Here is a 23382-nt window from a genome sequence, read left to right as displayed (position 1 = left end):
ATTATTGCCCCCCCGCACTAAGATTTATGGTATTTATTGATGAGGTTGTCCCAGTCATTTCGGTTTCAACATGGCTCTGCAGAGCTTGATACGTGTCGACTAAGTCACCGAGAAATTCGCTGAGCAGGGGGGAACTGGCTGGCATAGGAATAAATGTTAAATATAACAAAGCATCGGACTGAGGCTCATAGCAGATGCAGCCCTTACCTTGTTCGGCAAGTTTGAGATTCAATTGCAAACAAGCTTGCCAATAGTGGTTTTCAGTCAGCTGCGGCTTCTGAGCGAGCATGCAATAAAAGGTCCATTGCGCATCGCCGTAACGTATAGAGATCATTAATTTTTGATCTAGCATTAGCAGACATTGTCCATTAGCATCAAACACTAATGGTAAGCCGAGTGCTTGGCCGAGCTGAGCTAATAATTGGTCATGTACATTCATCTAGCGTCCCCTCAATTGGTGAAAGTGTGACCTTGATGAAAGTTTGTCCTGAGTCAGGAAGAATGAATATCAGGTGTACACCTGAGACTAATCGAGTTCTAACTTAAATACCTGTTGTATTACGGGCCAGTGTCGAGTCTTATGCGGCGAGAAAAATCTCGCAGGTCAATCAAGCAACCATGCGTCAGCGACTGGACTGTATAGGTATTGCACATGGTCTGAATGTAGATCTTTCCTGTAATATCATCATAGTTGCCTGAGTTCTGCGTTACGCTAACATTAGCAGATGCTCATTATTCCTGATCACACCAGTCATCGAGTAAGCCCAACATGGCCTCTTCAATATGTTCTTTCTGTTCTGGATCGCGAAAACATGCCAGAGGAATAATACTCAGCAGTTCCCGCCAGCGCCGCAGAAATCCCAATCGTCTTGCAGGCATTAAAGGTAATAGTCGTATTTGTTCATCTATCCATTGGGGATACACCCAAGCTTGTTCTGTCAGTTGTAACGTGACTTTTAACACTTGTTCACCATCAAGCTGAGTCGCACGGGCGAGCATATAGCAATGTTCCTCTATCGTAAGAAAAATAAGCAATCGACGTAAGTCATCTACCGCTGCTGCTATCTTGACCATGTTTCTCCCGCTGTGCTGATCGCTCAGAGGTTCAGATAGTGCTCTAAGCAACACACGGATCCGCTTACGGCGGTCAGGAAGATGCTGAAGTAATTCAAACCATTTGGCTAGGCCGGCATCGCCTCGAACCGCTTGTTGATAAAGTTGTTGCAAGGCTTGCAGACCAGCATGATCGAGTGCAACGCCTTCAAGGGCGGCAAATAATGCTATTTCAGCTCCTTCTTGCGAGAGTAATTCTGTCAGTAATTTGCGTAGCTTATTATGGGCGGATTGACCTAATTTTCCTGACATGACTAGCGCCATCATTAATAGCATCATGTTACCGCTGTCTAAACCCAATTGTTTAAGTTGCGAGAGGATCTCATCACCATCGCCTAAGCTCGCAAACTGTTCGGCCAGTTTATTGACTGTGCTTGCTTGCGTGTCTCCTAGTTGTTGCAGTAACTGCTCGAGTGCTGTAAATCGGGGATCTGTTGGCTCTTTACCTGAGGTTAACTTTTTCAAATGGCTGCTTAATCCGAGACTTAATCCTTCCATGGTCTCTTCCAATGCTTCAGAACGCACTTCCGCTAATTCTGCGGCCGCCATGTCTGTTACATTGTTTGCCGGAAACACTTGTCCATGGGTTTCGTTAACACTCGCTGTGTTATGAAAATCCACTGCGTTGGCACCATCGATACGCACCATAATAAGCTCCTTAGCCAACGCCCTTTAATGGTTCGGGGACAAACGCCGCCAGTAATTGCTGTAAGTGTTCATTAAGATCAATTTTAGCTGTCATAGTCGAAGAACTTAATTCGGCCTGTCCAGAGACTAACTCCGCTGATACTTGCACTGTCATACGGCCATCGAATGCCTTGGCTAGCGCGGCAAAATCATCATTTGAAACCAGCAGTGTTAAGGCACCTTGCCCTACTCGTTCACAGACTTGATCGGATAACCGTTTGATTAGAAATGCAGACAACTCATGTTCTTGCATCCAAGTCGTCAGCACTTTTTTAATTTGCTCGGCAATATTGGCATGTAATTTATCGGTAAGCGATTGAATTAAATGGGCTTCGTTATAATGCCAGCTAATGGCCTCATCGATGGCCACAGCTTTAGCTTGCTGTTGCCACTGTGCGCTAAGCGCTTGGGCATCCTGTTGTGCTTGCTCTAGTATCTGCTCACTACGAGTTTGCGCGGCATCGCGTTGACGGCGGGCTTTTTTGAGTGCTTTGGCAATTCGCGTACGAACTAAGTGTTCCATATCCGCTAACTCACTCGCCCGATGTAACGCTGTGGCGCTGATCAAATGATGGCCTTCACGACGGAGCTCGCAAGGGCGTACCTCAATTAAAAATGGGTTCATAGTAGTCGCTCCAATCTCATTAACCAGCGAGGAATATCTAAGGAAATAGGTGCTAGGGAGTCCGCTTTACATGGCAATGTTGCTTGCACAGGTAAGGTCAAGGCTAATGCCCGCCAGAACGGTTTGTTTCCCCATAATTGTCCTATCAGGTTAATAGCGCAGGTCTGGGCTACGCCAACTAACTCTGTCGCAGTCACTTCGTCTCGATAGGCATATGTTGTAAGTTGGGGCCTCTGGGGCCACAAATTCCAAATTTGTTGAATTTGTGCGTGGCTTAACTCTTGATGCAAGGCATCACGATATTCACGTAATGATACATAATCAGGGCGGTTGAGGAGAAAGAGCCCCAACGCCGTCACTATGGCACTGAGTTTATGCCGGCAGGCTAACAGGTTAGCCTCGAGCTCATTAAATTCCTTTGGTAAATCTTGACCTGCCAAACCATAACGGGAAACCACAACTGCTTCGATTCGCTGCGCTAATCGGGTACCCGCTTGATACTGTGCCTGCCAAAGAGTTAATTGTAATTCTTGCCACCAGCTCGGATGCATAGTCGCAACAGGTTGCCAAACGAGACGATTGAAGGCCAATAATGCTGGTGATACAACTCGATTTAACTTGTTTTGGCCAGTAGCTTCGACCCGTATTAGTGGTAGATTAGGGGTCAAGTCCTCCATAGTTCCTCCAGAAACAACAATTGTTATGGTTACTTACGTCTCATCCACCACATACCGCCTATGCTGAGTAGCATTATTCCAGATAAGCTGATCACTAATGGTAACTTGTACGCTTCGACCTGGGCTAAAAATTGAGATGAACTACTGCTAGTGGGCTGGGTAATTGCTTGATAGCGATAACTCGCAGCTTGCAAAAAGACACTGATATTGTCGTAACTCAGTCCTGGAACGGCATTCTGCACTAAGCTCTTAATCTGATTTTCCGTATTTGTTAAGTTAGCCTGAGGTGAATATTTAATGTATACGGAGGCCGACTTAGTCTGTGCAATCTGACGCCCTGAGTCGGGTGCAGGTTCAGCAATAGACACCCTAGCGCTAATCACCCCATCCATACTCGACAAGGTACGCTCAAGTTGTTGCTCTTTTAGATAACCCATTTTCGCTTCCTCTTGGGCGGGTGAAGTCACTAACTGACCCGAAGGGAACAAATCCTCGATATTGGCATAATGAGGTTTAGGAAAGCCATTTTGTCTCAGTAATTCAACGGCATTGATAAATTGATCTTTATCTATTTTTAAGGACACATTACCTGATTTTTGATCCGCTTCAGCACTGGCATCTATGTGATTAAGCATCAACAGGGCGACCATTTGATTCGCTTCATCTTGTGGAAGATCTCGATAGAGATCGACTTTGCATCCAGTCAATGCGAAGACGAGCAACAATATTGACCATTTAAAATGTTTCATTGCATATTCACCAATTTGTTTATGGATTGGGAGACGGCGCCCGCAGTCTTTGCCGCCAGATCGACCTCAACTATGGCTTTACCCATCAAAAGCTGTCCGCCTAACATGGCCTCTGGAGAGGGTGAGTGGCCGACTCCGTGACTTTCAGCACTCTGTATCACACCTTGTAATGAACCCGAAGCCTGTGGCTGAGTTGCGATGTTCACCGCCTGACTTATATCCGATCCCCCTAATTGCATTAATTGTGAAAACTGGCTTGCTAAGTTAGGGTCTGCTTCTGTAGTTTTGCTGGCTTGCTGGGTGACTTTAGCAAGCTGACTTAGGCTATGAATTTCCATTGGAACCTCCACGTAACATCTGTGAAATAATTTCACTCCGCCCAGCTGTTGGGCCTGAACCTGAAAATAAAAACCTTAATCCTTGAGCTGCTTCAGTCTGACAAGAGGCTAATTCCCTTAATGCTTTAGTATTTTCATTTAAACCAAAGTAAATAAGGCTGGCACAAATATGTCTGTCTTCATCATCGCTAATCAGTTGAGGAAAAATGGCTAGCAAAGCATAGGCTTGCGATGTTAGACCATGGTTTGAGGCGGCAATAGCAGCCTCTACTAACAGTTGTTTATCGGCACTGGTTAACATAATTTTTCCTTACAATCGAAGGGGGTTAAATCTTAGAAATGATCCCTTGGATCATGTCTTTAATCGCTTTTATCATGGCACTCTCATAGCCGACAAAGTTAGAGTATTGCTGCATGGCAAATTGGGCTTTGATCATCTTGTCGGGATCGGTCAAATCGCCTGCAGACATCTTGGCCTGTACCTCTTGAGCTGAGCGCGTCGATAGCTGAGACAATTGATTAACTATGGCACTTAAGTCCATGGGACCTCCTTATACAAAGGTTGCACGCAGTACGGTTGGGCTGCATAAATAACGTTTCTTAAACGATTCGGTAAAATGTGCGTGATTACTAAAACCACTATCTAAGGCAATATCGGCGACTTTTTTCTCAGTCACTATCAGTTGCTGACGGGCATAACTTAAGCGCCGTTCTAACAACCATTGCTTTGCCGATACACCATAGTTTTTATAAAACAAGAAATTGAGTCGGCGTACTTCAATGCCTAAATTTTCGGCAAAGCGTGTGACTGGCCAAGGTTGCATAAAATTGCCCTCAAGATAGCTCAGCATCTTGTCGTTATGGGCTAAGAAGTAACGCATTAAACCGGAAAAGTAACGGTTATCCATACCAAGACAGTACATAAAAATAAACTTAATCAATAAATTATGATTACTTTTCAACTGTTCAATGACATTGCTTAACTCATCAAATACAGGGAGTATTTTTGTTGATTCAGGTTGAAATCGATTCATCTCAGCACTCGGGCCAATCAGATCGGCAATTTCGTGAAATAATGCGTGTAGCTCACCTGGATAACAAAAGATGCTCATCCAATTGTCACGACTCAAAGCAGAAGCTGTTGCCTCCTCAGTGGTTACAACTAACTGATTACTGCCGACCGCTAGGTTTTCACCCTGATAGTGGATTTTCCCTGGCTGTCGAAACAAAATTATTTGTATTGCACTCATATGGATTAACCCTTACTGCAAACTATGATTCATTGTGAAACGCGAGCGGATAGGTTGACATCAGGTGTTAACCTGAGATCTGAATTCGCTTAAATGCAGCTGCGTCAACAACGACTTATGAGAAACTAACCCGTGGGATAAGAATCGAAGGAACGACTGAAAAAGAAAACGATTGATACACTAGCCAGCATCCTTGCTGACGGTCCGTAATGACTCAGACTAAGCCACTGCGTAATGCATTAAGATCTTGACCCCGTTGAACTTGTTTATGAATTAGCAGGAGGTCATACACTTTATGGTCAATTTGTGCAGAACTAAAACTATGGCCCTCTTTTCCGTATAACCCCTTTTTTTCAATATGTTTATCGACGACCCGATTCATTTTCTCGGTCAAACAATGGAGTGTTTTTAAGACTAACCTATCTCTAACTGCGGTCATTATTGCGGGATCTACGTGTTCTACTCGATCGAGATGTACTCTATCGACTAGGACCCTTGCAGCGCTCTCAAGGGCACTCTTGCCTGCACTGTGTCTATCGATTTCGAGCATAGTTGCGATATCAGCCAGTACCTGTTTGTTCACCTTAGGACTCGCAAGATAACTGCCATGCTGGATCAATTTGTCTAACTTTAGGGCTGCATAGCATAAGATGTGCTGCTTAGCGGCATCTTGCTTATCAGCTTGCGTTCCCAGGGCATTAAACGCGGATTTACATGCTTTTGCCACCACAGTATCCCCGTCTCTGCAAAGCCATAGTGCATCAGATAATTGCGTAATGTGTTGGTCTTTAATCGCTTGTCTTTGAGTTATCGCTTGATCTGGCGATAACCGAATTGCTTGCCTTGCGTTCTCTGAGGGAGAAAAACGGCCTAACCCAGTCGCTATGCTAGCGTTAAAGGCGTTACTGCTTAACATATTGTCTCCTCGCTATATTGTTTAAGGACTGTTATTGATTTAGCTAAAGCTATTATTTCTAGCTCTCGCAGGCTGTAATTCTGCTAATTGCTGCTGTAGCATTTGTAGTTGCTGCATCACGCCTGATAGTTGAACGTTGGATTTATCGAAGCGTGACTGTAGTTGCTCAAATTGATTTTGACTCTGCAGTAGCAATCCCTCTTTCTCTGCAAGTTGTTGCTGTAATGTTTGATTAGTTCCTCTGAGTCGCTCACTCTGTTTCATACGGATTTCGGCATCAAATTGCGCCGTTTTTTCATTGGCTTGGCTCTCTTTCAGTGCTAACTGCACCTCACTGAGTTTCATATTGCCTTGCTGTGTAAGGGCAGAGGCTTGTAACTGACGCAGTTGGTATGCTTTTACGCTAGACACTTCTGCTTCGAATGATTTATTTTGAGAAGTGCCTTTTAACTTATCCAGTACCTTGGTCGAGGTATGGTTCACTAAACCGATAACCCCTTCTACGACAGGTTCGGCGCTTCTACGGGCCATATTCACCATATTAACTGTGCCAGCAATATGCGCGGGAAGAGAGGGAGGAGATACCACCGCACTCCATAAAGTGCCTACTGCTAGCGCAACTCTTGAGCTAATGGAAACGGCTTTGCCCCACCACTGTGCTCTATCATCATTTACCCCCATTTTGCTTAACAAGATATTTAGCGCATTAGCAATGGAATCACTGCCCATGGCGAGTCCTTCTCCCCCAGCCGCTTTACTACGCCAGTCAGCAAAAGCACAACCCGCGTCGGCGACCGCTAAGGTAAAAGCAACGCCAGAGGCTATCAATAAGGGAACCCCTGCCCCCCCCGTGAGTATTGTGGCAGCGATAGACACGCCAAGCGCAATACCAGCAAAAGCCACCGAAGCGAGCTTACTAAAAAAGCCGGACTTGGCCAGATCTACCCCCACTTTTTTAGCCTCATCGGCAGCCACTTTAGCTTCATCCCGAGTCAGTTGTGCCTTGGATTGAATATCAGTGACCTTACCGTCGACTTCAGAGCTCAGGGGCACTTGTTTGGGATCAAAACTGCCTAATTGTGTTTTTAACAAAGCGCGGGCCGAACTGACTAAATCTAAACTACTTAAAGTCGGGGATGATAAAGGAACATGTGTTAACTCATTCATAATAAACCTCTTTCAATAATATAAATGAAGATTGCAAATCCTATTGTCTATTGATTATTGAGAGCACTAAGCAATTGCTGTGCTTGCTCCCCCACAAAATGGTGCTCTGGCTTACTGTAGCTCTGTGAGATAGCCATCTGTAACGCTTCGATTGCCGAGGCGTCATCATCTAAGCTCAGAAAGCACTGCGCAATGCGGAAACTCGCGTCGGGAGAGCAAGCATCCATCACGAGTGCATAACCATAGAAGGTCAAGGCATGCTGGTATTCACCTAGCCAATGTAGGCAAGACCCCAGTCCAAGATGAAAACGTCTATCCCAAGGCTGATGCATGACCAAATAGGTAAAATCGACAATCGCTTCTGCGGGTAAGCCTGCCTGATATTTACTCGTACCTGATAGGTAAATTAGCTCGAGATCTTGACTCGTTAAGCCAGCTTGCTCAGCTAAGGTCTGTTGTTCGGCTAAGGCTAACTTGCAGGCTGCTTCAAGCTTTTCAAAATCTAATTCAATCTCTTTATTTATCATTTGAGGTGCCTTTAGCGGTTCAATTTAAATGCATTTACGGGGATCCACTCGACAATGCGAAAATCTATCCATTAGTATGAAAAAAAGATGATGCTCATTCGTTTTTGGCTAGGTAAATGTTCACGAATAAGTGTCTTAAATCGGATTGCTATCCTGTATCTGAATAACGAGAAAATCGTAAACTATCCGATTGAATGCCTTATCTACTTAAAATTTCGGCAAGTCTCCTGTGGTATGGAGTGTGATAGGTGCTAGGTCTCGGCCCTGAGCATTATATTGGCTATCTAACGCGGTGCGATCCTCAGGGTGCTGAAGATCATAGCTTTTACCATTTTGTCCATCGACCAAAAAACATTTACCCGAATCGAAGTGAAAAAAATTCATGGCATGGGAATCTTTTCCCCCACTGACAGGTACAGTGACTATGGCTCGCTTTCCTTGAGGCAAGGCGCTAAATAATAACGATGAGACAGACTGTTCAGGCGATAACCCTATCGTTTGGCTCTGAGCCGTAACTTGACTGATAACACCCGCTCTCGTGTCTATCGCTTCCCAAAACTTGAGCGGAACGACGCTATCATTTTGTCGAGTCAACATGAGTCCCATATTGACATCGACAGCCTTAGCGCATGTTATACAATTACGTAATGCAATCGCACCTGAGTTGCGTCCAACAAGGTAGTCGAACGCGTTCTGCATGCCTCCGTGAAATTTATACGGGTTAGCTTTAGTCGCGAGATAATGCAGGCCTTCATTGATATCCAACTGAAGTAATTTATAACAGTTATCACCTATGGTGGTGGTTTGGTGCTGCCCTATACCTTGGTAGAATGTAGCTTCATCGGCATAAACATCCGCTTGGGATTCGCCAAGATTAATATCCTCATCGCATAAAACAAAATCATCGAAATTGTCTAGTTGCGGTGCATCTTTGGGGGCGGGTAAACCATAAAGAGCCCCTAAATTGGTATTACCTACTTTGGCCTGATATAGCACTCGTATTAGCCCTTCATCCTCCATGCCATGAGCAGTAACGTAATTAAGTAATTCGTAACGAGATGGTGTGACGGCATAACGCAGAAAATTATCCTCACAGCTCATAAAACCTTTAGCCACCAAGTCACCAATATTTTTATAATCACTTGAAGATAAAGCATTTTTAAGTAAACCGCCGCGAAATTCACCATTTGTTTCAGCGCGATTAGAAAAGGTCCACTGAAGATCGCCAAATTGAGCGACAAAGGTCGCAGCTTCGCTATCATTAGGGAGAATTCCAGTAAACTTTTCACTGCTAAAGCGAGGATCTGTCAAGCTATTTCGCAAGGCTTGTTGTACAACTTGATTGTCAGACATACATTGAATATTGCCTTCAATATACTTTTCCAGCGTGAGTGAAGAGGCCATTTTTCGTAAGTCATCATTGGCCGTTATTGTGGTTTTCACTGCGGCAACTTGATAGAAATGTGTGTCTATATCGCGGTTATCCGTTTGATAAATTGTACGGCCACCAATACTTAGCAACATCCGCCATTGCTCACCATTGTCGCCTAGAGCTAATTTAAATTTGGTTTGATGTTGATCGACCGCTAAATTACGTAATGCACAAAACCTTTGTGCCACTTGGGAAGGAGTGAGCACGCCAGGCTGGGTTACTTGCTGATATAGAGCTTGTATCGCTTCGAGTTTCACGCCACCACGAAACCAATCAAGAATTTTGTCCAGTAAGCCCATTTTCCCCGCTTCATCTAAAGTGTTGGCAGTGAGAACCCGCTCTAAGCGGCTCTCGTTAAAGTGATAGGTATGTTGCCTACCTAATGCGACTTCGACAGTCATAATCTTTACCTCTTAATTGACCATGCCCATGAACGGCTTTTGTTTGCCCTAGTACACCAACCAAGTCTCGCCATTCTGATTAACTTCCTTGGCGCCTTGTTTGAGCAATACCTCTCTCAGTGCCTGACGAGCGAGACGTTGTGCAGGCCTACCTGCATCATGGATTACCATGCCGCGGATCTGCTGAATATCCGGCAGACTTCGCCTTAAATGACGTAATTGTTCCACTAACTGTAAAACCGCACTGCTGACCCCCGAGGTATTGCCTTTACTGCAAAAGTCACAAATGGTCAGTGTGTTTTCGTCGACGCGATACACCATCGACCAATGGGGACTATCCCAACATTTTCCCCATTCAAACTGGCTGTTTTCAAAATAAGCAGGACTGACTGTCACCCCTTGACGGGCAAGATATTGACTTACACTATCCATATTGATCTCATTAGTGTTAAGCCAGTTCGACCTAACACTTAATGATGTTGAATAGAAGCACTGCTAGTTATGTACTGCCGAGCTAATGCGGCCATGCAATTCGACGAGCTCTTTGATCAAGGAGCGCATCTGCTCTGAAATTTGCTTTGCTTTATCATTCAGATCATTAACACCCTTGATATAGCTCTGGGCGTTACTCGCCTTAAAATCACCAATAGTGCGCTCTAGCTCAGCCTCTTTGCTTATATTGGCACCGACCACTTTGCCTGTGCCTTCAATCCCTTTGCTAAACGCCCCACTCATGTGAGTCGCAGCATCGCCAAACTTGCCCGATAACCCAACCCCTGCCATACCTATCACCCCTCCGGCGATCTCTAATACACCAGTCCAGATACTCGCTTCGCAAGCCTTATCAATGGCGGAACGTTTATCGTCCATAGAGGCAATTTGTACGTCCCAACCGAGTTGTTGCTGCTTAACGTTGTAGTCCTGTAATACGTTGCGTAATTTTTTAAACATCTCGGCCAATTTCAGCATAAGATCATTAATTTGCGAGATAGCATCCATACCGTCACTGGCACAGTTGTCATTCAGTTGATCAGTCTTGTCTGTGTTAACGGGCGCTGGAGTGTGGCCTTGGCCCGAAATAATGTTGATATCTGTCATGGTAAACCTCACTTATACTGTTGAACCTGCGATACGGGCTTGTAGTGCGCCACTCTGACTGATCGCCTTACTGGCACCGTCTAAGCTGTCGCCTTGTTTTTCAATCAGATCTTTTACAGTTTTCATTTGCTGTTCTTTAGCTTTGTCGTACCACTCGTAGCAAAACTCTAAGAAATTCTGTTTTAAAATCAGTTCTTCAATTTGCTTTTGCAGTTTGGCTTTCTCAACGGCTATGCTGCCATCGGTAATCGCTTTTCCTGCACCAGCGGTCGCACGGATCACATCTAAGGTCGTAAAAGTACATGCCTTGATTGCCGTTTTAATCACTTCATGGCTAACCTCTTTCACCACTTGCTTAGTGATTTCCTCGGCAGTGACCTGGACGCCTTTCTTAATAGCCTGTTTGCCGACTTCTTCGACAGATCGAGTCACGAGTTGCTCAATCGCCTCTTTACTGAAGGCATCCATCAGACCACTGGCAAGTTTACGTCCCCCCTGTTCAGCGGCTTCTTTTAAACCCTTGCCTAAGTTGGCCATAACCTGGTCAGTAACTTGTTCGGCAACTTGCTTACCAACTTCTTTCGCGACATTAGTGACCGCTTCGGTAGAACCTTTAGTAATACCATCAACGAGTTTAGGAGCCGCTTCCTTCATCGCCGTTTCTGTACCTTTGGCAATTGAACGTGTCGCTGAAATTGCCCGCCCTGCTTGGAAGATATCCAGTGCCATGCCCACTATTTCGCAACCTAATTGCACTTTGCCTGCCACATCAATTACGCTCTGGCATTTATCTTTATCTGCCCCACATAAGATGGCGGTTTCTGCTGCGGCTTTAACCATGCCAGCAACCCCTGCAGCGAGATAGGCAGCACCTCCGGCAATTTCTAATGCGCCCCCCGCAACATCACCAACCGCACAGCGTAAGGCGCCTTCGACCAACTTAATTACACCGTAAATGGCCTCAACCGCTCCGACAATCCAGTCGAAAATGGCTCCGAAAATTCCACCCTTGTGGGCCTTATCAGCTTGCTCGATGGCTTTTGCCAGTTGCTCTTGATATTCCTTCACCTTTTTATCGCGCAGGAACTCTTGAGTATCGGTCATTATCTTGCTAGCTTTCATGGCCGAGCTTGCTGTGTCTGCGAAGGTCGAAATACTGAGATTCGCAGCCATCATGACCATGGAATCCATGGACGCTTTTTCTAATGAATTCAATGATCCCAATCCACCAACAGTGCCAGTCTTAGGATCTGGGGTAAAAAAGGGCGTTAAAATACGCTGCAATGCCCTTTGTGCATCTTTCATTGTGACTGGACCTTGATGCTGATCTTTATGCTCAGTTTGAGTGAGCGTCACAGGCATGGACCAGTCGGGCAAACTTGCTTTGCTAACAGCATGCGCCTGGGCGCTAGCATAATTGGCCGACACATTCTCAGGGCCTCTTTCCATCACACTGTTAATTGACATGGGAATTCTCCTTAGCGAGTGTGGCTAGCCCGCGCTGTGCACTGGCGGCAATCCCTGTGCTCTCGGGGTGGCCTTCACACCAACGTAGACTGGCGTTAAAGCTTCTCTGGGCATAATCATGGTTACCTAACGCCAAGTAACTCAAACCAGCATGGTAAGCGGGTAACGGATTATCGACTTTGATCATCCCTGCCCGGCCCAAACAGAAAATGGCCTCTTCATGTTCGTGTAACTGCTGGCAGCATATTCCTAGAGAAAAGCAGTAGTCATAATTCCATTGGTCTATGCGCATTAAGAGGTAAAAGATCCGCTTCGCCCCCTGTTGATCACGGCAAGCCATTAACTGCAACGCGTATTGGTACAACACATTCAAGTCACTTTGCTCGACGTCAGCCAACATACGCAGTGAGCCTCCCCGTTGCAGAAAGTGTTCAATTACTTCAAATTCTTCCTGTTTCATAACTGACTCCCTAACGGACATTTTGGGCGATGGATTTATTCATCTCGGCCAACATGGTCTGCATGCTATTGAGTAAACTGACGGTCACGTTATAGGTCTGCATAATTTTCTGCAGTTGCAATTGTGACTGGGAGACAAAGTCAGAGGCACGATTTGAGACCGATTCCAAAGCCGATTTCACCGCTTGCAACTTACCTTTATCTAGTCCTCCAGCAGCGCCAAGGGCATTGGCAATCTGTTGCATATGTACCTTACTGATGCTTTGCCATGATTGCTGTCCGACTTCGGGAAGACCCCAGATATAATCACAACAACGCTGACCATCGACCTTGATGCCGTGTTCATCCATATAACTGATCACATCTTGCCAACTCGCCGATTGCATTCCTTCTGGTCCAGCTGCGGCAATTTTGTCTAGTAACTTTTTCAAATAAACAGCGGAGGGATCATTGTGACTGAGATAAGCAGAGATACTCATGCCATCAACTTCAAAGCCATTGTCACTCATATACTTAACGACATCAGCAGGCAGATTTACCGTGGCTTTATCCCCTTGCTTCGCGACTTGAGCTATCGCCTCATCGACGCGATTCGCCATGTCTTGAGCTTGGCGCGACACATCGGCCTTTTGCTGCATTTGGCCATACTTAGCATCGGCCAGTTCTGACAACAAATTCATAAACATATACAGTACTGCAATACCTCCAGAGAGCACTGAATCTCCGCGAGACGCTATCTGAGCTTTCACCTCATCCGACGCTTGACTGTTGGTAATACTGGTACCTTGAGTTGCTACATTTGTAATTTCCACAATGATGACCTCCAACAAAAAACGATATCGCACTAAATTAACGAATGTTTTGTGCAATCGACTTGTTCATCTCCGCTAGCATGGTTTGCATACTGTTTAATAAACTGACGGTAACGTTGTAAGTCTGCATAATTTTTTGCAGCTGTAGCTGAGATTGTGAAACGAAGTCAGAGGCACGGTTAGATACAGATTCCAACGCCGCTTTCACCGCTTGTAACTTACCTTTATCTAACCCTTTACCGTCGGGGTCATTCTTGGCTAGGTACTTATCGATGGTCATACCATCTATGGTGAAACCATTGTCATGCATGTATTTCACGACATCATCAGGAAGTTTACCTACGGCTTTATCACCATCTTTGGAGACGTTTGCAATGACCTCATCAACCTGATTTGCCATATCTTGCGCTTGACGAGAAACATCAGCTTTTTGCTGCATTTGACTGTATTTGGCATCGGCTAATTCAGAAAGCAGATTCATAAACATATATAAGACTGCAATTCCCCCTGAGAGTACTGAATCACCGCGTGAAGCAATTTGATTTTTGACACTTTCAGGTTGTTGAGAGTTAATAATGCTAGTGCCTTGATTACCTACATTTGAAATATCCATAATAACACCTCATTGATTATTTAAATTAAGCATGATTTTTATTGAACTTACATATAACTTCTAACTTTTTTAACCTTGTCAATCACCTTTTCTTTAGAAGTTGAGTCAATATCATTATCAACCTCGCCAGATTCTATTTTACCTAACAAATTAAATTGTGTTTCGAGACTTTTGAAATGATGTTCCAATTCACTGACTTTATTCATAACAGTATTTTGCTGTAATTCAAATCCACCAGGGAATGCATTCTTTAACTTAATCAGCTTAGCTAATGCTTCAGGATCCCTATCAGAACGTTCAACTAGAAGATTTATTTCTTCTTGTAGCGCTTGAAATTCTTTAATATGTTCTCCAAGTGCTGCTTTACGTTGCTGAAGATCTTGCATAACTGATTTTATATCACTGAACATATCCATAACTAACTCCTTGACTTATATATTAATACTATTATGTATTGAAGATACCTAAAAACGATGGGAATAAAACAAAACTGGTCAAACCACTAGATTAAAATTTAAAGCTATTTTTTATAACGTGAAAAAAGTGTGTCTATAACTATTTCTGCCGCATTGATAGCTTCATCTAACAATGGAATTGTTCCACTATTACCAGATAAGATATTACTGCGCATTTTAGCTAGTCTATTATGGTAAGCCTCCTGTTTGTAATTATGTGATTTAATATCATCCTCAAGCTGTGTAATTCTTGACATAATGCCTCCTAAAAAATAAGTGGTACATGAATTAACTCACCGGCTCTACTGAGATCTAATCCATGAATGTTCATATACTCCACGACATAACCATTATCTAATTTGCTACCCGTTGATAACCGAACACCACTCGATAACTCTATGAATGGAGACTGAGCATTACCACCATAGGTCACCACAGAAGCATTAAATAAATGATTAAGTTCGTTTTGTACTGGAATATTTTGAAATACTAACTTCAATCCATTGGCATGCGTTGGTTCTAATCCTTGCGCAACAGTCATAATCTGTTGCTGTTGTTGTTCACTGACTTTACCTGTCATGACGATGGCATCATTGATCCGCTCTATCATGAGACCAACCAGTAAATTTTTGTTTCGCAATGCGGAGATTAACGGTTTGAGCTGACTGTCAACCTGATTGCTAACTTGCCAATTAACAAGTCCGGGCAGGTTATTCAAGCTAGACACCGCTTTATCCCAGCGCTCCCCTGACTGAATGGCGCCTGAGATAATGACATTGCTGGGCTCACTACCTAAGGTCACAAGGGCATTGGCAAATCCATTTTGGACTAAGACATCTTTGACATTACGTATCAACTGATCGCCACAAGTGGTCTGCTCTATAAATAAAATACCTTGTCCTTTGATATCACCGAGAAACTGCGCCATACGTTGTGAATCTTGGCAAAAGCCGCTCAGTGTCACCACGCCATCTTTTGACCAATGGGCTTGAACTCCGTTTAAACCGTCGGTCTGCAGCTGCTGCGATAACCATTGTGCTTGTGTCAACTCGGCGATAGGCATCTTTGCAGGAGCTAATAACACTGTCGCTAATAGCACCATAGAGAGCATTGAAACTATCGCCAGTAACCACCACGACTTCTTTGCCTTTGTTTGAAAATGTGATGGTATTGCCTGTTGCTGTAATTCATCGGTGCAATGGCCTAAGAGGATACCCACACCAGCGAGTTCAATAACTTGCCCCAATGGCAACATATTGACTTCGCTTATAGGCTGTCCAGCTATCCAAGTCGGTACCCAAGACTGCAGCCGAACCCCCGCTTCATCGATCAATAAATCCACTTGTTCTACGTGTTCAAGTGTGGCTAACACATCACCATCGGGTCCGATGCTTAAGTTACCAAGAGGCAAAGATAACTCTCGTCCTTGCAATGGACCGTTTAACCATAAGAGCTTGTATCCTGAAGACATATTAATCTCCTTGGTTAACGGGTTCCGCTTTGATCAGGAACAGACGCATCACGCTTTGAGTGTGGTGATCTGTGCTTCTAAACAAACCGCCCAGTAATGGTAGATCGCCTAGTAACGGGATCTTGTTCTGGGTCGTTTCATCTCTATCTTGTACGAAGCCGCCGAGTAACAGACTCTCCCCCGATTTCAGCGTCGCCTGAGTCGAGATCTCGGAGTTTTGCACTTGTGGTAATGGTTCACTACGGCTCACTGCTTGGCTCTGTTGACCATCCTGAATATTGAGATCCAACATCACAGCCTGATGACCTACTTCATCAATCAATCTTGGTGTGACTCGTAATAGAGAACCAGTGGTCACTGACTCTAATTTAGCGACTTTATCTCCTTCCAACTTAGTGTAAAATGTCACGTTTTTATCGAGTACTGCTTGCACATTGTTTAACGTAACCACAGAGGGACGTGAGAGCACTTTGGCCTTAGAGTTCTTCTCTAGTGCATTGAGGCGCATCATGAAGTTGCCAGTATTGCCTATGACAGTGGAAAAATTGTCACTGCTATCACCACTGTTGAAACTGACTGAACCACCCCCTAATTTGGCTGACGCCGACCAATCTATGCCCAACTGTTTAAAGTCAGAGGCGTCCACATCGAATATCGATACAGACACTTCAATCATGGTGGGCTTAGTATCGAGTTGTCTTATCAAAGAGCCATAAGTGGCCATATCACGGGCACTTCCACGGACTATGATGGCGTTTTGACGAGGATCAGCGGCAAAGACTGGACCGCTAATATTACTCACAGAACCCGCCACTGCATTGGCGACTTGTGTACCTTGATCCATTTCTTTTAGCACCGTGACTAATCCTGGAATACTCACAGGTTGGCTACGATATTCATAAATAGAGTCTGTGGCAGATGCGTATTTCAGTGGATAGACTTTAACCGTTTCTTGGTTTTCTGTGGTTTGTTTAGCATTGGCATCAAGTTGTGCCGTAAGTTTGGTGACACTGTTAATGCATTCGGGTACACCTGTGACTTGTAAGCCACTGATCCCTGCCATAGATTTAATGTTACAGACCCCCTTATCTAACACTCCTGCACTGCGCAGGTAATGGTCGACCTTAGTCGCGGATAAGCTAGTTAACGGTAGCACTTCACTATTAATTTCACTGGCTTTGTAAACATATAAGACTTCGTTGTTGTAGTACCAAACTAAGCCATAGCGACGGGTCAGATCTTGAATAACGGATTTAGGATCTTGTTCTTGGATTTGGCCGATATAGTTGTCGTTGACCTTGTTACTGACAATGACTGGTACGCCGTAATTGTTGGCAAAGTCTTGGATGACGGAGGCTAGCGCAGTGCCTCGACTGATCATTACAAAGGGTTCACCTTGCCATTTAATGTTTGTCAGTGGTGCAGCCTGAACTAGGCCAATCTGACAAAGTAACAGTAGACTGAGTAGTTTTTTCATACTGTCCTCCCGATAAGTGAAGCTCGATTGCTATCAACAGGTTTAAGCAGGCTCTTTTCGAGAAACCTCGCTATAGCAAGTTGCATGACAATCCCTTGAGATAAAGCTTCATCATCTTGAATTTCATCGTAATAACGCCATAACAACCAGAGTTCACCTCTAAGCTGAAGGCCACAATCTAAGGCGTGATCACTAGCGGCTAATGCGAGCGTTGCTTGTGTTAGCCAATCCACAGCAATATCGGTCGAAATCGCTAGCACTATTGCAATAGATACAGAGGTGTCAGTTTCGAGAACGAGGGCTTGTCTTTCGGCTAAGGTCCAAGTCGTGTTTCCTTCGACGTTTTGGCTAGCCAAGAAGCCACTTTCAATCAATCTCGTCAGCATTTTTACACCCTGTTTCACTTTCATGGGATCAGTATGTAAGTGTCTAAGCCTAGCGCCCATCAGGTGAACACCTTAACTACTTAAGGTAGGTAGATGAAAAATACCAAGCCTCAGTTATTCACCTGATAGCACTGGCCGTTAATGTGGTTAAGATGAGAAAATGGTTCGAATGGATTTCGAAGTTCATGCAAGAACAAGATGAATAGCGTATTTTTAACTGACAAAGGCCGAAATAAGATGAGCAGAGAACATAGATGAAGATCCAATGGAAGTTTTCCTTAGTTACTAAGCTCACAGTCTCCTTTATGTCAGTGCTCGTAGCTCTGTGGCTGATGATGGAATATCTATCCTATAACAACACGTTCAGCCATACACTCGAACGCTCCTTAGTTGCCTTTAGTGAGCTCAGCGGATTACGGGCCGAGGTGAGTAATACACTTTTCACCGATGCCAGTTATGATGTGCGCCAGCTCGATAAACAGCTCAAACAGTTCGCTTCAATAGACAAAGTGAATGACCAGGAAATTGTGTCTCATTATTTTCCATTCCAAGCGAAAAGCCATGACGATACTTTGACCATGTGGGTCGCGCAAACATTTGGCAGTGCTGGGCAACACAGATATTTAGATACTTTCATCTTGAAACCTAACGAAGGTATTACGATTTATGCAGCATCAGATGCCAATGATGAATATTTTCAAATTCGTCTACGCGAGATAAAACAGCTCTCAGTACAAGCGTCGACTACAGGTTATCGTTGGGGAACACCGCTCAAGGACAAGAATTCTGAGGACTACCACTTAAGTTTCAGTTACTCGAGTGACCCACAGGATCCCCTATCCCCACAAGTCGGTTTTAGTATCAATTTAGCGTCAGCAATGTCACTAAATAATGCCTTAGGACCTGGGGACATTAGCTTTTTCATGACACCAAAGGGGGAGTTATTTTCTAAATCTACCTTAACCTTAACTCCGTCGATACTTGTTAAACTCAAAGATGAATTTAGTCATGACCACCCACATGCTAAGAACACCGCACACCCATTGGGCGATTACTATGTCATAAAAGAGCATATTCATGGGCCTGGCTGGCAGCACATCACGTTAATTTCAGATGTCTATCTTAAAGATATGGCGTTAATACCTTTTTTTAAAGAGCTACCATGCGCTCTGTTGGTCTTAGTTTTGACAGCAACTATCCTGCTGAATATATTAAAGATTAACCTTAGCAAACCTATGAGAAACTTCGTAAATATCATCAATAATGCCAGTCAGTCGACCTTCGAACACCGACTACCACAGGATCGTAATGACGAGCTGGGACAAATTGCGAAAGCCTATAACCACCTACTCGATACAGTAAAAGAAAGCTATGACGAGTTAGAGCAAAAAGTCACCCTTCGTACCAATGAATTAGCCTTGGCTAAGCAAGAAGCAGAAAAGGCCAATGAACGTAAAACCGAGCATCTAACAACTATCAGCCACGAAATTCGAACTCCATTGAATGGTATTACTGGGTCGCTCGAATTACTACGTAATACCCAACTGACACCTAAACAAATGGATTTGCGTGATACCGCATATAATTGTGCCAATTCTTTACTCGCCATTATCAATAATTTGTTGGATTTTTCCCGTATAGAAGCCGACCAAATTGAAATGAACTTACAGTCTTACCCCATTTTGAAGTTGGCTGATGATGCAATGATCACCATCCAATCTCGGATCGTGAATAAGCCCATCACCCTGAAATGCTTAGTCAATGCTAATGTCGCCGAGAAAGCACTACTGGATCCTCTGCGTGTCAGGCAAATTCTGGTTAACTTGCTCGGTAATTCGGCTAAATTTACTGAAGCTGGCCAGATTTTATTACGTATCGAAGTGGTTAAGCAGCATCTGTATTTTAGCGTGGAGGACACGGGGGGGGGGGTTGCTATTCAAGATCAGCAGCGTATCTTTGAACCTTTTGCACAAACTTGCCATCATAAATCGGGCACAGGGCTTGGTTTACCTATCTCAGCGAAACTCGCCAGCAAAATGAAAGGCAAACTCACAATGTTTAGCACTTTGGGCGAAGGTAGTACCTTTATTCTCGATTTACCCTTAGTTGATCCAACTGCGCCCCTATGTTTGCCTAATACTGTGATTGTCGCTCCTTTAGCCTTACATCCACAACTCACACTCTGGGGAGCTTGCCCCATTGAAGGGGATAATCCGGCATTAGCATCTCCTGAACTGGCTCACTTGCCGGCTCGTTTATGGCAGAGGCTCTTTGAAATTCGCCACAATCTGCCACATAAGCAACGTCAACATACCCCAACACTTCTCCCTTGGCGGTTAAAGATCCTCTTAGTCGACGATGTCGAAACTAATCGCGATATCATAGGTAAAATGTTGCTTGAATTAGGACAACAAGTCATTGCCGTTAGCAGTGGTGAAGCCGCGTTAGAAAAAGGTACTCGACATATCTTCGATCTTGTCCTTATGGATATTCGTATGCCAGGACTCGACGGTTATCAAACAACGCAACGATGGCGCAATAGTGAAGATATTCTCGATGGTGATTGCCCAATTTTTGCACTCACTGCCAACGCCAATCCTAAAGAGCATGACACAATAGAATCCGCGGGTATGAATAGTTATATAACCAAACCAGTGTCATTGAAGCAACTTAACCATGCACTCGAAGCCGCGGCTGATATGCAATTAGATCGTGATATGCAGCTCGTGATAAACAATGAAATCGATGCGCCTATGATTGATTTTTCGCATACAGATCTTAATCATAGACTCGCCGTGCATCTGGCCGATATGGCACATCAGGCCAAGTTACATATAGAGAATCAAGCTTGGAAAGAATTGAGTGATGTACTGCATACCATCAAAGGTAGCGCGGGCTTAGCAGGTAAAAAAAACATTGCAAATGAAGCGGCAGATTTAGAGGTAGCACTCGAAACGAAAGAATGTTTGAGCCTAGCAGAATTTAGCGCTCTCGATAATTTAATTCACGCATTAGACGCTGAAAGTTGATCTTAAACTAAAAGTGCAAGCACGGCACAAACTGTGCTTGCGCCACATCCATCTTTATAATCCGAGTCTTTGCACCCAATGCATTAACTCGGCGACGTTATGCGCATTAAGTTTGCGCATTAAATTCATTCTGTGAGTCTCTACCGTTTTTAAACCAATCACTAAATCTTCAGCAATATCACGGTTGCGGCGCCCCTCACAGATCAGTTTTAGCACTTGTTGCTCGCGGGGGGTCAGCAAAGGGATATCCCCATCGACCACTCCACTCAAAGCGGCTATTTGCTGCTCATCTAAACTAGGATCTATAAAGTTTTTGCCCTTACTCACACACTTAATTGCCGCTAATAGTGTGCTCTTAGGGCTATTTTTTAATACATAACCATTGGCGCCTACATCAAGCGCTTCCCGTGCACTTTTTTCCTCAATCGTCGCCGTTAACATAATAATCATCATCTCTGGCCAACGTTGTCTGAGCTGACGGATCACGTCCAATCCACCCATTCCGGGTAATTTAAGATCCATAAAGACCAGATCTGGCCTGAGTTTGAGGCATTTCTCGTATACCGCAAGCCCATCTTCAACCGAGCCAATCAGATTAAGTTCAGGATAAGGCGCTAAACAGCCTCTTAATCCATCAAAAATCAACGAATGATCATCGACCACTAAAATATTGATCACTTTTCCATGACTAAATGCCATATACGTCCCTAGACTCTAATACTCAAAATCATAAAAAGTTTTTAAAACCATCGATGAAAAAATGATTTAACAGCATTAAAACCCGTTTAATATTTAAGAAATAATGAATTAATCAGTTAAAATAGTTATACAAAAATAGTAATCATGGTGCAAGTTTAATGTATAAAAATAAAAATTGAATAGCAACAGGATTAGTTTTTCTCTCTCAGGTAACTCAGTTTTCCTTCATAACTTTAAGGAATGATGCTACTAAAGGATTGATAGCTTATTCTATATATGGACATGTGTACCTTAACGGATACAAAACACTTGATGGTAATGGCCGACATTTTTACTGGTTGGGCTTTAGTATAGTTGGTAGAGAAGCTTTTGCAAAAAATGATATCGGGTTACTCAACAACAAATCATTTAACCAAAATAAAGAATAGTTGCTATTTGATAAAATTTATAATGTATGGCCAGTCGTTTAGGCATATTTTAGTAGTTAATTATCTAAGTTCAGACTTACCCATTATTTATAGCTCTTCACTCTCACATTAATCAGAAATTATTTACAATAAGACTATTAACATTTACCCTGGATATAAAATAAACAATTAAAGCCAAGAGAGTTATATAATAGCTAACTATTAACCCTATTAACATTACACATTAACCATTAACCATTAACCATTAACCATTAACCATTAACCATTATTAAATTAATTTTTTAATCTATCATGTACAGTCTAATTACTCTAACACCTTTCAAGCTGGTCAATTTTTACTCAACTCATCTAAGAGTTAAAGCAAGTTACTGTTTTAGGAAAAGTGTTTTAGTGATGTATTTATAGAATCATGACACTCATCATAGATACGCTTTCACCTTTAACTTTAAACCTTTATAACTCTTTTTCTGAGGTAATATTTTGATGCCAAATTATTTAACTTGAGGAGATAAAAATGCTCCAAGCTAATACTATAACTAAAAATCGCTACCACACTAAAACCCTAAGTAACTGAAAAATATTAAAGGATGTAGGGGAAACGGCCAAAATTAAAGAAACTCAAGAGTCATTGCTAGCACAATGATTAACACTTGAAGATTTAGCAAGGCAATCTACTGTATCAATAAAACTTCGCAAAAACGTGTAGTAGCCGAACAGCCAGAGCTTACATTTTAATACACTGTTAATCGCGAAAGAGGGTATATAAGCAGAGCACTGTAGGATACCCTAATAATTCATAACCCAACAGCCATGAATTAATGAGAGTTCGGCCTGTTTCTTCGCAGCACAAAGCGCGTCATCTGCTGATATGGAATAGTCATGCCGTCGCCGTAACAGCTCTTTGCCCATCCTGACTGTCGATAACACATTCAGTTTCTTCACCGTGTTTGCTTGGAAGTGCCGCTGTAATTACTGCATTTCTCCGTATAACCCTACGCACAAAAATGCCTGTTACACCAACAAGGCTATCGATGTGCCGTCCTAAATGAGTTAAGTTAGTGAAGCTATCAGTGTTGATGAATAGATAAGCGACCGTGCTGTGTAGC

General features: G+C 43.5%; 26 protein-coding genes and 1 pseudogene. 1 reads left to right on the top strand and 26 read right to left on the bottom strand.

Annotated features, from left to right (window positions below; genetic code table 11):
- Position 1 precedes the first annotated feature (1 nt).
- The 24 genes from sicP to HUB64_RS14065 all read right to left on the bottom strand — a co-directional run bounded on the left by sicP (position 2) and on the right by HUB64_RS14065 (position 18120).
- Complete coding sequence (gene sicP / locus HUB64_RS14180; RefSeq protein ID WP_173497240.1) at positions 2–439, bottom strand: chaperone SicP; 438 nt, start codon at positions 437–439, stop codon at positions 2–4.
- Between the two features lie 293 nt (positions 440–732).
- Positions 733–1761 carry a TyeA family type III secretion system gatekeeper subunit gene (locus HUB64_RS14175; protein WP_028761714.1) on the bottom strand — a complete coding sequence of 343 codons (1029 nt, stop codon included), beginning with the start codon at positions 1759–1761 and terminating at the stop codon, positions 733–735.
- 10 nt (positions 1762–1771) lie between these two features.
- Positions 1772–2425 carry a type III secretion protein gene (locus HUB64_RS14170; protein ID WP_173497239.1) on the bottom strand — a complete coding sequence of 218 codons (654 nt, stop codon included), beginning with the start codon at positions 2423–2425 and terminating at the stop codon, positions 1772–1774.
- Positions 2422–3102, bottom strand: coding sequence for a type III secretion system domain-containing protein (locus HUB64_RS14165; protein WP_173497238.1), 681 nt, complete (start codon positions 3100–3102; stop codon positions 2422–2424). Before HUB64_RS14165 ends, HUB64_RS14170 begins: the two co-directional genes overlap by 4 nt.
- Positions 3103–3131: 29 nt before the next feature.
- The gene (sctJ, locus tag HUB64_RS14160) at positions 3132–3851 is read right to left on the bottom strand and encodes a type III secretion system inner membrane ring lipoprotein SctJ (protein ID WP_131525055.1); all 720 of its coding nucleotides are present in this window, start codon (positions 3849–3851) and stop codon (positions 3132–3134) included.
- On the bottom strand, positions 3848–4189 hold the full coding sequence (sctI, locus tag HUB64_RS14155; protein WP_131525054.1) for a type III secretion system inner rod subunit SctI: 342 nt from the start codon (positions 4187–4189) through the stop codon (positions 3848–3850). Before sctI ends, sctJ begins: the two co-directional genes overlap by 4 nt.
- A complete protein-coding gene (locus HUB64_RS14150) occupies positions 4176–4490 on the bottom strand; it encodes an EscG/YscG/SsaH family type III secretion system needle protein co-chaperone (RefSeq protein ID WP_012197146.1) in 315 nt (104 codons plus the stop codon). The genes sctI and HUB64_RS14150 overlap by 14 nt, the downstream gene beginning before the upstream one ends.
- A gap of 25 nt (positions 4491–4515) precedes the next feature.
- The gene (gene sctF, locus HUB64_RS14145) at positions 4516–4731 is read right to left on the bottom strand and encodes a type III secretion system needle filament subunit SctF (protein ID WP_012197145.1); all 216 of its coding nucleotides are present in this window, start codon (positions 4729–4731) and stop codon (positions 4516–4518) included.
- 9 nt (positions 4732–4740) lie between these two features.
- On the bottom strand, positions 4741–5439 hold the full coding sequence (locus HUB64_RS14140) for a helix-turn-helix domain-containing protein (protein ID WP_173497237.1): 699 nt from the start codon (positions 5437–5439) through the stop codon (positions 4741–4743).
- Positions 5440–5653: 214 nt separating this feature from the next.
- Positions 5654–6355: a hypothetical protein gene (locus tag HUB64_RS14135; RefSeq protein ID WP_173497236.1), complete on the bottom strand. Its 702-nt coding sequence runs from the start codon at positions 6353–6355 to the stop codon at positions 5654–5656.
- A 39-nt stretch (positions 6356–6394) separates the two neighbouring features.
- Complete coding sequence (locus tag HUB64_RS14130) at positions 6395–7522, bottom strand: hypothetical protein (protein WP_173497235.1); 1128 nt, start codon at positions 7520–7522, stop codon at positions 6395–6397.
- Between the two features lie 47 nt (positions 7523–7569).
- Positions 7570–8049, bottom strand: a complete 480-nt coding sequence (locus HUB64_RS14125) for a SycD/LcrH family type III secretion system chaperone (RefSeq protein WP_173497234.1) — start codon at positions 8047–8049, stop codon at positions 7570–7572.
- A gap of 207 nt (positions 8050–8256) precedes the next feature.
- The gene (locus HUB64_RS14120; protein WP_173497233.1) at positions 8257–9882 is read right to left on the bottom strand and encodes a hypothetical protein; all 1626 of its coding nucleotides are present in this window, start codon (positions 9880–9882) and stop codon (positions 8257–8259) included.
- Positions 9883–9930: 48 nt separating this feature from the next.
- On the bottom strand, positions 9931–10314 hold the full coding sequence (locus HUB64_RS14115) for a secretion protein (RefSeq protein WP_131525048.1): 384 nt from the start codon (positions 10312–10314) through the stop codon (positions 9931–9933).
- A 63-nt stretch (positions 10315–10377) separates the two neighbouring features.
- The gene (locus HUB64_RS14110; RefSeq protein ID WP_028759295.1) at positions 10378–10980 is read right to left on the bottom strand and encodes a pathogenicity island effector protein; all 603 of its coding nucleotides are present in this window, start codon (positions 10978–10980) and stop codon (positions 10378–10380) included.
- A gap of 12 nt (positions 10981–10992) precedes the next feature.
- Positions 10993–12447, bottom strand: coding sequence for a type III secretion system translocon protein (locus HUB64_RS14105; RefSeq protein ID WP_173497232.1), 1455 nt, complete (start codon positions 12445–12447; stop codon positions 10993–10995).
- Positions 12437–12907 (bottom strand): SycD/LcrH family type III secretion system chaperone, encoded by a 471-nt coding sequence (locus HUB64_RS14100; RefSeq protein WP_028759293.1) that lies wholly within the window; start codon positions 12905–12907, stop codon positions 12437–12439. The genes HUB64_RS14105 and HUB64_RS14100 overlap by 11 nt, the downstream gene beginning before the upstream one ends.
- A 10-nt stretch (positions 12908–12917) precedes the next feature.
- The gene (locus HUB64_RS14095) at positions 12918–13718 is read right to left on the bottom strand and encodes a secretion protein EspA (RefSeq protein ID WP_168826761.1); all 801 of its coding nucleotides are present in this window, start codon (positions 13716–13718) and stop codon (positions 12918–12920) included.
- A gap of 37 nt (positions 13719–13755) precedes the next feature.
- Complete coding sequence (locus tag HUB64_RS14090) at positions 13756–14331, bottom strand: secretion protein EspA (RefSeq protein WP_006081435.1); 576 nt, start codon at positions 14329–14331, stop codon at positions 13756–13758.
- A gap of 47 nt (positions 14332–14378) precedes the next feature.
- A complete protein-coding gene (locus HUB64_RS14085) occupies positions 14379–14747 on the bottom strand; it encodes a hypothetical protein (protein ID WP_168826759.1) in 369 nt (122 codons plus the stop codon).
- Positions 14748–14851: 104 nt separating this feature from the next.
- Entirely contained in the window at positions 14852–15043 is a 192-nt protein-coding gene (locus HUB64_RS14080; protein WP_131525043.1) for a hypothetical protein, read from the bottom strand.
- Positions 15044–15051: 8 nt separating this feature from the next.
- Entirely contained in the window at positions 15052–16257 is a 1206-nt protein-coding gene (gene sctD / locus HUB64_RS14075; protein WP_173497231.1) for a type III secretion system inner membrane ring subunit SctD, read from the bottom strand.
- 1 nt (position 16258) lies between these two features.
- On the bottom strand, positions 16259–17734 hold the full coding sequence (locus HUB64_RS14070) for an EscC/YscC/HrcC family type III secretion system outer membrane ring protein (RefSeq protein ID WP_131525041.1): 1476 nt from the start codon (positions 17732–17734) through the stop codon (positions 16259–16261).
- Positions 17731–18120 carry a hypothetical protein gene (locus HUB64_RS14065; protein ID WP_247651579.1) on the bottom strand — a complete coding sequence of 130 codons (390 nt, stop codon included), beginning with the start codon at positions 18118–18120 and terminating at the stop codon, positions 17731–17733. Before HUB64_RS14065 ends, HUB64_RS14070 begins: the two co-directional genes overlap by 4 nt.
- A 254-nt stretch (positions 18121–18374) precedes the next feature.
- On the opposite strand from HUB64_RS14065, the gene HUB64_RS14060 reads away from it, so the two are divergent.
- Positions 18375–21149 (top strand): two component system sensor kinase, encoded by a 2775-nt coding sequence (locus HUB64_RS14060; protein WP_168826752.1) that lies wholly within the window; start codon positions 18375–18377, stop codon positions 21147–21149.
- Positions 21150–21203: 54 nt separating this feature from the next.
- Here the strand turns inward: HUB64_RS14060 and HUB64_RS14055 are convergent, their stop codons facing one another.
- A complete protein-coding gene (locus HUB64_RS14055) occupies positions 21204–21848 on the bottom strand; it encodes a two component system response regulator (protein WP_131525039.1) in 645 nt (214 codons plus the stop codon).
- A gap of 1214 nt (positions 21849–23062) precedes the next feature.
- Positions 23063–23305 (bottom strand): annotated as a pseudogene (locus HUB64_RS14050) (IS4 family transposase); the annotation flags it as partial.
- Positions 23306–23382 lie beyond the last annotated feature (77 nt).

Origin of the sequence: Shewanella sp. ISTPL2 (genome assembly GCF_013283205.1) — a bacterium.
In the GTDB taxonomy this organism is placed as follows: Bacteria; Pseudomonadota; Gammaproteobacteria; order Enterobacterales; family Shewanellaceae; genus Shewanella; species Shewanella oncorhynchi.
The sequence above is the reverse complement of the archived record's forward strand: the minus strand, read 5'-3'. Positions and strand labels throughout refer to the sequence as shown.

Excerpts from the sequence above, each read along its gene's own strand:
- sicP (WP_173497240.1), bottom strand. The coding sequence starts at position 439 with ATGAATGTACATGACCAATTATTAGCTCAGCTCGGCCAAGCACTCGGC.
- HUB64_RS14175 (WP_028761714.1), bottom strand. The coding sequence starts at position 1,761 with ATGGTGCGTATCGATGGTGCCAACGCAGTGGATTTTCATAACACAGCG.
- HUB64_RS14170 (WP_173497239.1), bottom strand. The coding sequence starts at position 2,425 with ATGAACCCATTTTTAATTGAGGTACGCCCTTGCGAGCTCCGTCGTGAA.
- HUB64_RS14165 (WP_173497238.1), bottom strand. The coding sequence starts at position 3,102 with ATGGAGGACTTGACCCCTAATCTACCACTAATACGGGTCGAAGCTACT.
- sctJ (WP_131525055.1), bottom strand. The coding sequence starts at position 3,851 with ATGAAACATTTTAAATGGTCAATATTGTTGCTCGTCTTCGCATTGACT.
- sctI (WP_131525054.1), bottom strand. The coding sequence starts at position 4,189 with ATGGAAATTCATAGCCTAAGTCAGCTTGCTAAAGTCACCCAGCAAGCC.
- HUB64_RS14150 (WP_012197146.1), bottom strand. The coding sequence starts at position 4,490 with ATGTTAACCAGTGCCGATAAACAACTGTTAGTAGAGGCTGCTATTGCC.
- sctF (WP_012197145.1), bottom strand. The coding sequence starts at position 4,731 with ATGGACTTAAGTGCCATAGTTAATCAATTGTCTCAGCTATCGACGCGC.
- HUB64_RS14140 (WP_173497237.1), bottom strand. The coding sequence starts at position 5,439 with ATGAGTGCAATACAAATAATTTTGTTTCGACAGCCAGGGAAAATCCAC.
- HUB64_RS14135 (WP_173497236.1), bottom strand. The coding sequence starts at position 6,355 with ATGTTAAGCAGTAACGCCTTTAACGCTAGCATAGCGACTGGGTTAGGC.
- HUB64_RS14130 (WP_173497235.1), bottom strand. The coding sequence starts at position 7,522 with ATGAATGAGTTAACACATGTTCCTTTATCATCCCCGACTTTAAGTAGT.
- HUB64_RS14125 (WP_173497234.1), bottom strand. The coding sequence starts at position 8,049 with ATGATAAATAAAGAGATTGAATTAGATTTTGAAAAGCTTGAAGCAGCC.
- HUB64_RS14120 (WP_173497233.1), bottom strand. The coding sequence starts at position 9,882 with ATGACTGTCGAAGTCGCATTAGGTAGGCAACATACCTATCACTTTAAC.
- HUB64_RS14115 (WP_131525048.1), bottom strand. The coding sequence starts at position 10,314 with ATGGATAGTGTAAGTCAATATCTTGCCCGTCAAGGGGTGACAGTCAGT.
- HUB64_RS14110 (WP_028759295.1), bottom strand. The coding sequence starts at position 10,980 with ATGACAGATATCAACATTATTTCGGGCCAAGGCCACACTCCAGCGCCC.
- HUB64_RS14105 (WP_173497232.1), bottom strand. The coding sequence starts at position 12,447 with ATGTCAATTAACAGTGTGATGGAAAGAGGCCCTGAGAATGTGTCGGCC.
- HUB64_RS14100 (WP_028759293.1), bottom strand. The coding sequence starts at position 12,907 with ATGAAACAGGAAGAATTTGAAGTAATTGAACACTTTCTGCAACGGGGA.
- HUB64_RS14090 (WP_006081435.1), bottom strand. The coding sequence starts at position 14,331 with ATGGATATTTCAAATGTAGGTAATCAAGGCACTAGCATTATTAACTCT.
- HUB64_RS14085 (WP_168826759.1), bottom strand. The coding sequence starts at position 14,747 with ATGGATATGTTCAGTGATATAAAATCAGTTATGCAAGATCTTCAGCAA.
- HUB64_RS14080 (WP_131525043.1), bottom strand. The coding sequence starts at position 15,043 with ATGTCAAGAATTACACAGCTTGAGGATGATATTAAATCACATAATTAC.
- sctD (WP_173497231.1), bottom strand. The coding sequence starts at position 16,257 with ATGTCTTCAGGATACAAGCTCTTATGGTTAAACGGTCCATTGCAAGGA.
- HUB64_RS14070 (WP_131525041.1), bottom strand. The coding sequence starts at position 17,734 with ATGAAAAAACTACTCAGTCTACTGTTACTTTGTCAGATTGGCCTAGTT.
- HUB64_RS14065 (WP_247651579.1), bottom strand. The coding sequence starts at position 18,120 with ATGCTGACGAGATTGATTGAAAGTGGCTTCTTGGCTAGCCAAAACGTC.
- HUB64_RS14060 (WP_168826752.1), top strand. The coding sequence starts at position 18,375 with ATGAAGATCCAATGGAAGTTTTCCTTAGTTACTAAGCTCACAGTCTCC.
- HUB64_RS14055 (WP_131525039.1), bottom strand. The coding sequence starts at position 21,848 with ATGGCATTTAGTCATGGAAAAGTGATCAATATTTTAGTGGTCGATGAT.